The sequence below is a fragment of the Prevotellamassilia timonensis genome (assembly GCF_900106785.1).
In the GTDB taxonomy this organism is placed as follows: Bacteria; Bacteroidota; Bacteroidia; order Bacteroidales; family Bacteroidaceae; genus Alloprevotella; species Alloprevotella timonensis.
In genome coordinates, this window is sequence record NZ_LT629845.1 from 1,179,413 (window position 1) to 1,190,793 (window position 11,381).

Below are 11,381 nucleotides of genomic sequence, written 5' to 3' on the forward strand. Positions count from 1 at the left end.
AACACGCACTTTTGCATTATCATAATTACCTGCCTATTGAGCCATTTAATTTACTTGCCAGCACTGGCCCAACGCTGCCGGCCTACACGACATAGCGACCTTGACATTGTAAACTATTTGCAATCCGACTTCGGAGTGAAGTTTACCGACAATAACCGTCTTGTGGTGTTCAAAACCGGAAAGGAGAAGTTCGCAGACCTTCTCCCGGCCTTGCGTGCGGCCAAACATAGCATACACCTTGAATATTTCAACTTCAGAAACGATTCCATATCGAAGGAGCTATTTGCCATCTTAGTAAAGAAAGCGGCAGAGGGCGTCAAGGTGCGTGCGTTGTTTGATGGCTTTGGCAACAGCTCAAACAACAGGCCACTGCGTGCCCGCCACCTTGACAGTTTGCGGGCACGTGGTGTTGAAATTTATGAGTTCGACCCACTGCGTTTTCCGTGGGTTAACCACGTGCTGCACCGCGACCACCGCAAGATAGTGGTGATTGATGGTGTGGTGGCCTATACTGGCGGCATGAATGTGGCCGACTACTATATAACGGGCAAACCCGAATTTGGCGAGTGGCGCGACATTCACACACGCGTCGAAGGAGATGCCGTGGGACAGTTGCAAAAGGTGTTTCTCGACTTTTGGAACAAGGTGACGCACCAAAACATACATGGCGCCGAGTACTATCCAGGTGAACGTGATGCACGCGACACCTTTGGCATGCTCAAACAAGACGACACGCCTACTGCCGGCAGCAAGATTGTGGGCGTGGTGAACCGCGACCCTTATGCCACACCGCGCATCATTCACGACACTTTTGTACATGCCATTAGCCATGCGCAAAAGCAGATACTCATTATCAACCCCTACTTCACTCTGTGCCGGCACATCAAGCGTGCACTGAAAAAAGCAGTCAAACGGGGGGTGGACGTGCAGGTGATGGTGTCGCAAAAGAGCGACATTCCCATTACGCCGCGTGTGGTTGAATATAACGCGCATCGGCTGATGAAGGCTGGGGCGAATATATATTTCTTTACAGGCGGTTTTCATCACAGCAAAATAATGATGGTTGACAGCCTTTACACGTTTGTAGGCTCTGCCAACCTTAACAGCCGGAGTCTGTCATTTGACTACGAATGTAATTTGCTCGTGGCCGATCGCTACACAACGCAACAACTGCAAGAGATATTTGTACACGACCGCGACACGCGCTGCTTTAAGTTGACCCCCGAGGTGTGGAAGCACTGGGGTAGATGGAAGAAGACCAAATGCTGGATTTTTCACTTCCTGACTCCCTTCGTAAAATGTGACAAGAAAGAGGGCGACAACAGCGGATTAGGAGACTATGTGATGAACGAGATGCAAAACGAGAACTCTAAGTAGGTGTTCAAAATTATTTTTACATTGAAAGTGCATTATCGGGGTGCAGATGTTCCCTTCGGGTGAGGGAGCATAGCGGGCTATGTGACCGAGGCCGAAGGGGACAGATGCGTCTCGAGAATGTGCTTTCAATGTGAAAATGGCACCTACTGATTGTATAAAATAATTTTGAACACCTGCTTAAATATAAAGTCATGAATAACGACTTAACTAACAACGACGTAAATACCGGGGCACAACAAGAGCCGGAGGAGATTGAAACGGCTGTGAGCCCCAACACATCAGATACTACCGAGGGTGACGCTGCAAGTACACCACGCCCCCTGACAGCAGACGCACAAACTGCAGGCAGGTCAACCCAATTTACCATAGTCAAGGCCATAGCCATTATATGTGTGGTGCTGTCGCATGCTGGCATCAGTGGTTGGCTGTCGCACTTTGTTTACATATTTCATGTGCCCATATTCTTTTTGTGCGCCGGCTACTTTTTCCACACAAAATATCTTGACGACGACCGCACCTTTATAGTTCACCGCATCAAGGGCTTGTATTGGCCATTCCTGCGGTGGAGCGTGTTTTTCTTGATCATTCACAACCTGCTGTTCACTTGCGGCATACTCAGCGAGCAGTATGGCAACATCAGCGGTGGTGTGCTCCACCCTTACAACTGGCATCAGTGGTGCCAGCATTTGTGGAGCATCGTGTTCAACATGTCGGGTTACAACGACTTTTTGTGTGGCACGTTCTGGTTTTTCCGCGCCCTGCTGCTATCAAGCATCGCGTTCTTGATATTGTTCAAACTGCTGCGACGCAGTGAGCACTTCAAGAATTACGTCCAAATTGGTTGGGGTATGCTTATCATCGGTCTGGCACTCACCTTTTGGAAGGTGGCTGAAGGCATCAATGTGAGTGGCGTGGCACAAGGTGGCTATCGCGAACTGATGGGCCTTTCGTTCATGGCTGCCGGTTTCCTGATACGACAGTACAAACTGACGGAGCTGGTTACATGGAAAACGGCCTTACCTTGCTTCGGCTTGTTGATATTGGCCTCTTTCCTGTTTCCATCGAGTATGACTTTTGCCCCGTCGTTGACTGAGTTTTTGTCACTCCCCGTGCCAGCCACGGCAGCTTTTATTGCTCTTGTTTATGCCTGTGGATTTATTGACCGCCACGACAATGTGGCCAAACGCTCTTTGGTGTATATTGGCGACCGCACGCTTTATATATTTGCCTTTCATCTGGTTGCATTCAAACTGGTGAGCGCATTAAAGGTTGCTTTCTACGGCTTGCCATGGCAAGCTGTGGGCGGACACCCCACTGTGCTGCAACCCGAAAGTAATGTGCTGTGGATATTGCTCTATCTCATAGCTGGTGTAGGACTGCCGCTGTTGTGGCTGTATGGCTACCAACACATTGCATCGAGGGTTAGCATTACGGAAAAGCAAGCAGTTGGATTGGCTATCACTGCCGGTCAGAAGTTGTTTAAGATATTGACGCTGATAGGCAAAGGGCTTTACTTGATTGTGCTGAACTCGTGTCGCAACATCGCACAAGGCGTAAAGGATGTTATTGACGCATCAAGCACAAAAGATGAATAAGCTGACACAACCGTCTTAACACTATATCGAATAAATATCAACCAGTTGGCGGAATGCTTGGTTGACAGGTTAACAAGTTGACAGGTTAACAAGTAAGTTTGCGAGACACTACTAATGTCAGAATGCGAAGAAACTAAGGAACCTGGCAAACTTACCTGTTAACCCGTTAACCTGTCAACCCGTTAACCAATTCCGCCAACGCACAAATATCAATACCTTTTAATGTTACTCAAAAAACTCTTAGGCTTTGATGCGTCAAGCATGAAAGTAAAAACCGAGATTGTGGCAGGCGTGACCACATTCCTCACCATGTGTTATATTTTGGCTGTCAACCCTCCCCTGCTCGCCACCACGGGTATGGACAAAGGAGCACTCTTTACAAGCACGGCCTTAGCTTCGGCCATTGCCACCCTGTTGTTAGCCTTTATGGCCAAACTGCCTTTTGCCCAAGCGCCAAGCATGGGGCTTAATGCGTTTTTTGCTTTCACACTATGCCAGGCTATGGGCCTTACATGGCAACAAGCATTGGCCGTGATGCTGATCGAAGGTGTCATCTTTATAGTGATAACCTTTCTCAACATTCGCGACATGATACTGAAGTGCATTCCTGTCAATTTGCGCTTTGCCATATCGGCCGGCATAGGTATGTTTATTGCATTTATCGGACTAAAGAATGCACACATCATTGTAGCAAACCCCGACACGTTTGTAAAGCTCGGCAATTTCACCCCCGAATGTTTGTTGGGCATATTCTCCATACTGATTAGTGGCATGCTGATGGTGCGCGGTGTGAAGGGAGCCTTGTTCTATGGCATCATACTTACCACGTTGGTTGGCATTCCGTTACATGTAACACAAATTCCCGAAGGTTGGCTGCCCGTTGCCACACCGCATAGCATAGCACCAGTATTCTGCAAGTTTGACTTCAGCCAAATATTTTCGCTGAAGATGTTTATGGTGATATTCTCATTGCTGTTGATCAACATCTTTGACACGCTCGGTACGCTGATAGGATTGGCGCAAAAGGCTGGAAGCTCTATCAACGGCGACATGACAAATATCAAGAATGCCATGTTAAGCGATGCTGTCGGCACCACAGCCAGTGCTTTTTTGGGTAGCAGTACAATCACTACTTACGTCGAAAGTGCTTCGGGCATTGCCGAGGGTGGCCGCTCAGGTCTCACCTCATTCTGTGTGGGAATGCTATTTATCATATCCATCTTCTTCTCACCCATATTCCTGCTTATTCCCGCTGCTGCCACAAGTGGCGCATTGGTCATGGTGGGCGTGCTGATGGTTGACACGGTCAAGCGCATCAACCTTGAGGATATATCCGAAGCTTTCCCTGCCTTTATTACCATGATTACTATGGTATTATGCTACTCTATTGCCGACGGCATCTGCTTGGGCATACTGAGCTATGTTATAATCAAACTGTGTGCTGGCAAGTGGCGTGACCTTAATGTAACACTTATCATACTCGCCCTGCTCTTTATACTCAACTATGCCTGTGGATAGGGCTATATTATACTTCACTCTCTTACATCTCACATCTCACTCTATCACATGAAACGTAAATCAATTCTTTTGGTACTTTTGTGCCTGCTCTCCGTTCGGACAGTCTTGGCACAAGTTAACATGCAAGTGTTCTACGACTTTGGTTCTGACCGCAAATATGTAACCATGACGCTTGAAATGTTCAAGGCGGACAAATGGGGTAACACCTATTTCTTCATCGACCACGACTTTAACTACAAGCAGCACGAAAGCAATGCCGACAATGGTGTGGCCCCCGGCGGCACCTATCTCGAAATATCGCGTTGCCTGAACTTTTGGCAAAACACCAAACTGGCCCCACTGAGTCTTCAGGTGGAATACGACGGTGGTATCACCCGCAGCTACCCCATCAACACGGCATGGCTGGCTGGTGTAGACTATTTTGTGCACGACCAAACATATCGCAACACGCTTAACCTGAAAGCGCTCTACAAACACATACGCAAGACGGACAGCAAAGTGCCCATGCAGTTTACTGCAGTATGGACCTGCAAAGACTTTCTCGGATTGAAGCGTCTCACCTTTGACGGTTTTGCCGACTTTTGGTGGGAAGACAAAACTATTGACGACAAAGAGAAGCACACTATATTCATTTCAGAGCCCCAACTTTGGTACAACGTGGGCGACTTGTTTGGCTGCGAAAACCTTAACGTGGGCACAGAGATTGAATTGAGCAACAACTTCGGCTCAAAACTTGGCTTTAAGTGCCGCCCCTGCTTGGGCGTGAAATGGGTGTTCTAAATATTGCTGGTCCGGCAAGACGTAAACATGCGAACGGACTCAAGCGCCAAACGCTATCACTAAAAGCCACCTCTAAACGCCACCTCTAAGCACTATCACTAAACGCTATCACTAAACGCTACCTCTAATGGGGGCGACGCGTCCCGCGTCGGGCATTTAGGCAAAGGCTCATACAATAAACAAAGGCTCTCAGACAGCACTAATTACACGCTTGTCTGTGAGCCTTTGCCTTATAAATACCGACGCGGGACGCGTCGCCCCCATTAGAGGTAGCGTTTAGAGGTAGCGTTTAGTGGAAGCGTTTAATGGCAGAGTTTAGTGCTCGCGTTTAGAGGCTACGTTTGGCGCTTGAGTCCGTTCGCATGTTTACGTCTTGCCGGACAGCAATATTCTGTTTTCTCCCCGTCAACCTATCTCTCCGTATACCCGTCAATCCCATTCATCATCATATACGGTTTCGGCATTCAGTTCAGCCTGTAGCTCGCTCTGCTTCACAGCATCGTCATGACCAGCCACCGCCGCAAAAGCGCCAAACTGCATGGCACGGTCAGCCAACGGCATCGGGCGGTGGCGGGCTGACTGATGATGGGGCATATTGAGCATATCGCCATACTTGCCCTTTACTATTATCTCCTCGGTGTAAAATATATCGTCGTACATCATGCCCTTTATTTAATTTGTATGCGTCAAGCTTTGTGGCCACCTATTTGCGAATTACGCTCTATCGTAGTGGCACCATCGGCAAAGTTCAACCCCTTGAGTATGGCATTCTTGCCAAATGTCTTTTTAATGTTCAACATGGTTTGCTGCACACGCCTTTCACGTTCAAGGCGTTCACGCTCTGCAGCACGCTCACGCTCCAACTGCTCATAATCGGTAAACAAGTCGAGCTGCACTACCCTACTCCGAGCCTTGCTGCTGGCATATTGCTCAGTCACAACATGATTGGCAGTCAAATTCATGCGCCTTACAAGCAAATGCGGATTGACCACCTCGTCAAAAGCCCGCATTACAGCTTCAGCCATCAAATGGGCAGACGAGGTGTTGTCTGCCAAATTGGCGGTGGCACGAGCAGGTCTTGGCACACTGCGGCCATAATGGTCGGCCACGATTTCGCCATGGTACACCTGCCAAAAGTCCGGCAAATTGATGCTCTCGCGGTCATAGCCTACATCTATTACAAGCTGATTGGTGAGCAGTTGCTTGTCGAGCAGCGTCAGAGCCATTTCGTCAACCATCTCACGCATCACGACACGGGCCTGTGTCACATTATAGGCCTGGTGCAACACCTGTCCACGACTGAGACTTTTTGACGTTGGTCTGTAAGCTTTAATGTGTGCCATTGTGCAGGGTTCCCACCCCCAGGCATGGTCTATCAACAACTCGGCATTAACGCCAAACAATTTGTACAACAGCTCGTCATTGCGCAGCGACTGCCGCGCCACATCGCCCATCGTATACATGCCATGAGTTGCAAGTTTGCGCGCTATGCCTTTGCCTATCCTCCAGAATTTGGTTATCGGCTGGTAGTTCCACAATTGGCGGCGATAGCTCATCTCATCTAATTCGGCTATTCGCACACCGTCAGCATCAGCCTCAACGTGTTTAGCCACCACGTCCATAGCCACCTTGGCCAAATACAGATTAGTGCCTATGCCTGCGGTGGCCGTTATGCCAGTTTCGGCCAGCACCTCGCGTATTAACTTTACCGCCAATTGGTGCGGTGTGAGTTTATAGGTGTCAAGATATGGCGTGGCGTCAATAAACACCTCGTCGATGGAGTAAGCATAAATATCTTCGGGCGCAATATAACGCAAATACACGCCATAGATGCGTGCGCTATACGACACATAGCGCGACATGTGTGGCGGCGCCACTACGTAGTCAACCGCCAACTCGGGCCGTGCCTTCAGCTCTGCATCAAAATGCGATTTGCCAACCAACCGTCCGCCGAGTGCGTGCCGCGCCCGTTCACGGTTAATATCTCGCACACGCTGCACCACTTCAAACAATCTGGCGCGCCCTGCTATGCCATACGCCTTGAGCGAGGGCGAAACAGCCAGGCAGATAGTCTTTTCGGTACGACTGGCATCAGCCACCACCAAATTGGCAGAGAGGGGGTCAAGCCCCCGCTCCACACACTCTACCGAAGCGAAAAAAGATTTCAAATCGATAGCCAAGTATATGTGTTGCGCATCTGGCATTGCTGTTGTTTTCCTTTCTAAAGTTTCGGATTTAGCAAGTGCGGACTGAAAGGCGCTATGAAAAAACGCAAGCACTAATGGGGGCGACGCGTCCCGCGTCGGGATAGAGATAGGAGTTAAATACGAACGCTACTACTGCTAATAATAGCTGCATATTTTCCCGACGCGAGACGCGTCGCCCCCATTAGAGGTAGCGTTCGGTGCTTTTGGCCTTTTATTGATATCATCGGCTGCGACTCAGCAATTCAAGCAAGCTTGATTGCATTCGCCTTGCACGGTGATTCAAACCGTACCCGTCTAAATCCGAAACTTGAGAAGTTGAGCTTCTTATGCAAAGATAGTGCAAACCGAGCGCATAAAGTCAAGCTTGCTTGAACTTTATGCCAAGGTGCAGCCTATCTTATTAGAAGAGCAAGCTCTAAATGCTACCTCTAAACGCAAGCTCTAAACGCGACCTCTAATGGGGGCGACGCGTCCCGCGTCGGGATTTTTAAGGCAAAGGCTCACTAACAAGCGTGTAATTAGCGCTGTCTGTGAGCTTTTATTTGGTGTATGAGCCTTTGCCTTAATGCCCGACGCGGGACGCGTCGCCCCCATTAGTGCTTGCGTTTGGTGGTAGCGTTTGGTGCTTGCGTTTAGTGCTTGCGTTTAGTAGTAATGAGGCTTTTACCATACTACAAAAACTTTACTTGCCGAGTATCTTACATCTTACACCAACACGTTACAACTCATTGGTTATCAATACTTTAATCAGTGTAAGATACTGCAAATTCCACCTACACACAACCTACACACCCCACATGCTGCCACACGGTACAAGCACAGGAGGGCGATATCACAGCATAGGGGAACAGAAAAGTCTGTTACTCCGACAGATTTCTCTACGTCCCTTTGGCGTATGACCCACCGCATACGACAAAACCGACTGCGAGGCAGCGAGGTGCGATGTGTAAGATGTATGCAAGGGAGTGTAAGATGCTTTGAACTTATCTTACACTCTTGAAACATCTGTATATCAACTTGTTACGCACAAAAAGTGTAAGATGGCAGTAAAAGCACACACTCTCTTTTACATGAGGGATGACGGCGATGGGGCAAATATTTGTGTACAAATTGTACACTTTTTTTGTTGGGTGCAATGCCTTGGTGTTACCTTTGCAGCACTTTACTTTTACTCAAGTTTCGGATTTAGCAAGTGCGGGCTGAAAGCCCAATGTAGCCCATAGCCCAGGGCAAGCGAAGCGACACCCTGGGTATCGCGTGTTGGAGCAGTCGCGCCCTGAAAGGGCAAAAGCTTTAAGACATGGCGCAGGTATTGAACAAAATATACATACGATGTTCCACTTTAAGACCGCTAAATCAGCTATCAAGTAAGAATAATAACATAAAGGGTTAAAGCTTTTGCCCTTATAGGGCGCGGAGACTCTACTATGCGGAAGCCCCAGGGTGTCGCTTCGCTTGCCCTGGGCTGGGTACTACATTGGGCTTTCAGCCCGCGCTTGCTAAATCCGGAACTTGAGCACTTTTATATCAAACCAAATTGTAGTAACTACCATGAAACGAATGCTTAACAGAATACTACGCTATGCCGATGCCATTGTGAAACGTGGCGTTGACAAACTGATAGACGCTATCGCGCATAGCCCGGAACCACAAACTGAAAACGCTGAAACACCCCAGCCGCAAAAACGCATGAGCCACGACACTGACTGCGCACCGCAAACAACTGGCCACACCACGAACTGCGGTCTGACAGAACAGACTATTACCCCTATGGACGAACTGTGCGACATACGCTATAATGTGCCTGACCGCACGCCCGAAGTGCAACGGCGCAACCAGGTGGACAAGGGGGTTGTGCCCGTGAGCAAACCGGTGCGCAACACGATGGTGATTGACCTGCACAAACGGGGCTGCATGGTGTGGAACAACGACACAGACCGCATTGTGGAGTCAAATAAAGCGTGCCGTGCGCGGTATGGGACAGAAGTTCACTGCCGTGGCTCTGGGGCGTGAGGCGCAAACATGACGAGGGGTGCTGATTTTCAATACGCGCTATGTGATGGCGCGGGAAAGTGATGAAGCCAGGAAAGCACTATTTTGCAGCTGATAGCAGCATGCGGGTATCACTTCTGGCCTTGCAAAAAATCATTTGTCTCTTGATCGTACATATCGGCAGCTTCGCACATCTTGTCACGCATAAAAGCCACGACAGAACGAGGCGAGAGTATGCGAATGCCTGGGCCATAGCTCATAAACACGGAATACATTTCGAAATTGGTTATCACGGCGCACCCGACAAACCCTGTGGAGGGCTGTGCAGATGCTAACCCAAAAACTGAGTTGCCAAACGATACATGATTGCCCAAAAGTAGTACCTTTGCACTATGAATCAGAATGGCAATAAAAATATGTATGAGGGCCTCGCCTCATATTTCCTCCCCGAAGGAGTTCTTAAATATTTCGAGGTGACAGACTTTGCAACACAGCGTACTCTGGACAAGGATGTTCTTTACACAACAGAGCTTCACATCTATCTGGATGAGCGCGACAATCGCACACCAGACATGAAGGATTCCGTGAGCAATGGTTTTGGGGAAGAATCATGTTTACTTGACTATCCAGCCCGAGACAAGAAGGCGGTACTTCACATACGAAGAAGGCGTTGGACAATGCCGGATGGCACAACAAGAAGTGTTGACCTTGACAAGGAGTTTGAACTGAAGCATAAGGGCACTCGATACGCGAAGGACTTCGCGCTTTTTTTAAAGAGGGCGAATGGACTCTGAGACGATAACCGCTCGTCAGATTGGTTATACGTACATGATTAACAGCTCCACGTTTGCCAAAAGATACAAGGACGCCCTGAGTAACTTCGAGACGTGGGAGCAGAAGGATCACGCATCCAAGTGGATTCTTATTCCGCAAAACGTAGGTAAGGAGCAAGGCATAGACGAGACCTCCCTCCAGGGCGAACTGTACACTATCGTTCACAACAAGGATGCCCATGGTCGCAAGGGTGCAATCATAGCAGTAGTCAAGGGAACGAATCCTGCTGACGTACTGAAGGTTCTCATGCAACTACCTGCAGATAAGCGTGAAATGGTTGAGAATATCACGATGGATCTCTCAGATTGCATGCGTGTCATAGCCCGAGAGGCATTCCCTAAAGCCACAGTCATACGTGACTGCTTCCATGTCGTAAAACGCGGTGGAGAGGGCTGCGAAGAGATACGCCTGCGCCTGAAACGAAAAGCCGTAAAGGAGGCGAACAGACAGAAGGCAGAGTTTCGCAAATACCTCGAAAATCTGGCAGCGCAGAGAAAGGCTTACCGCGAGCGAATGAGGAAAAGGCATGGGAAGAACTGGAAGAAGAGCAAGCGCGGAAGAAAGCCTATGAGGCTGAACACTCGCTTTGAACCCAAAAGGCTTGAAAATGGCGAGACTCTTGTAGAGGCACAGACACGATGTCGCAAGCAATTGTCCATGAGCCGAGAGAAGTGGAGCGCAACGCAGAAAAAGCGTGCGAAGATACTTTTCGCACTCTACCCAAAACTTGAAGAAGCATACAATCTGATCAACTCCCTTAGAGCCATATTCAGAAACAAGAAACTCACAAAGGAGACTGCCAAACAGAATTTCAAGGGGTGGTATGAGAAAGTGGCTTCCTGCACTCTGCGTGAAATCAAGTCCGTACGCGATACCATCAGATTCTATGAGGATGAAATCCTGAACTACTTTGACGGACGTAAGACTAACGCTTCAGCTGAATCGTTGAACTCAAAGATCAAATGCTTTCGTGCACAAGTAAAAGGAGTCATAGACATACCATTCTTCATGTATCGTTTAGCAACAGTTTTGGGTTAGCATCTGCACGGCCTACTCCACAGGGTTTGTCGGGTGCGCC

General features: G+C 48.7%; 10 protein-coding genes. 7 read left to right on the forward strand and 3 right to left on the reverse strand.

The window, feature by feature from the left end:
- Positions 1–36 precede the first annotated feature (36 nt).
- From BQ5453_RS13440 to BQ5453_RS13455, 4 genes are all read left to right on the forward strand, one after another.
- Positions 37–1,377, forward strand: a complete 1,341-nt coding sequence (locus BQ5453_RS13440; protein WP_235860101.1) for a phospholipase D-like domain-containing protein — start codon at positions 37–39, stop codon at positions 1,375–1,377.
- Between the two features lie 191 nt (positions 1,378–1,568).
- Entirely contained in the window at positions 1,569–2,972 is a 1,404-nt protein-coding gene (locus BQ5453_RS13445; protein WP_071123569.1) for an acyltransferase family protein, read from the forward strand.
- 222 nt (positions 2,973–3,194) lie between these two features.
- Positions 3,195–4,490, forward strand: a complete 1,296-nt coding sequence (locus tag BQ5453_RS13450; RefSeq protein WP_071123570.1) for an NCS2 family permease — start codon at positions 3,195–3,197, stop codon at positions 4,488–4,490.
- Between the two features lie 48 nt (positions 4,491–4,538).
- Entirely contained in the window at positions 4,539–5,270 is a 732-nt protein-coding gene (locus BQ5453_RS13455) for a DUF5020 family protein (RefSeq protein ID WP_071123571.1), read from the forward strand.
- Between the two features lie 429 nt (positions 5,271–5,699).
- Here BQ5453_RS13455 and BQ5453_RS13460 read toward each other — a convergent pair whose 3' ends face one another.
- Positions 5,700–5,933 (reverse strand): hypothetical protein, encoded by a 234-nt coding sequence (locus tag BQ5453_RS13460; RefSeq protein WP_083361247.1) that lies wholly within the window; start codon positions 5,931–5,933, stop codon positions 5,700–5,702.
- A 23-nt stretch (positions 5,934–5,956) separates the two neighbouring features.
- A complete protein-coding gene (locus tag BQ5453_RS13465) occupies positions 5,957–7,474 on the reverse strand; it encodes a Y-family DNA polymerase (protein ID WP_071123572.1) in 1,518 nt (505 codons plus the stop codon).
- Positions 7,475–9,028: 1,554 nt separating this feature from the next.
- Between BQ5453_RS13465 and BQ5453_RS13470 the strand changes: the two genes are divergently transcribed.
- The gene (locus BQ5453_RS13470; protein ID WP_143033419.1) at positions 9,029–9,490 is read left to right on the forward strand and encodes a hypothetical protein; all 462 of its coding nucleotides are present in this window, start codon (positions 9,029–9,031) and stop codon (positions 9,488–9,490) included.
- 110 nt (positions 9,491–9,600) lie between these two features.
- Here the strand turns inward: BQ5453_RS13470 and BQ5453_RS14690 are convergent, their stop codons facing one another.
- Positions 9,601–9,729, reverse strand: a complete 129-nt coding sequence (locus tag BQ5453_RS14690) for a hypothetical protein (RefSeq protein ID WP_262503142.1) — start codon at positions 9,727–9,729, stop codon at positions 9,601–9,603.
- 156 nt (positions 9,730–9,885) lie between these two features.
- On the opposite strand from BQ5453_RS14690, the gene BQ5453_RS13475 reads away from it, so the two are divergent.
- Entirely contained in the window at positions 9,886–10,263 is a 378-nt protein-coding gene (locus BQ5453_RS13475) for an ISAon1 family transposase N-terminal region protein (RefSeq protein WP_143033257.1), read from the forward strand.
- A 34-nt stretch (positions 10,264–10,297) separates the two neighbouring features.
- Entirely contained in the window at positions 10,298–11,341 is a 1,044-nt protein-coding gene (locus BQ5453_RS13480) for a transposase (RefSeq protein WP_074027632.1), read from the forward strand.
- The last annotated feature ends 40 nt before the right edge of the window (positions 11,342–11,381 follow it).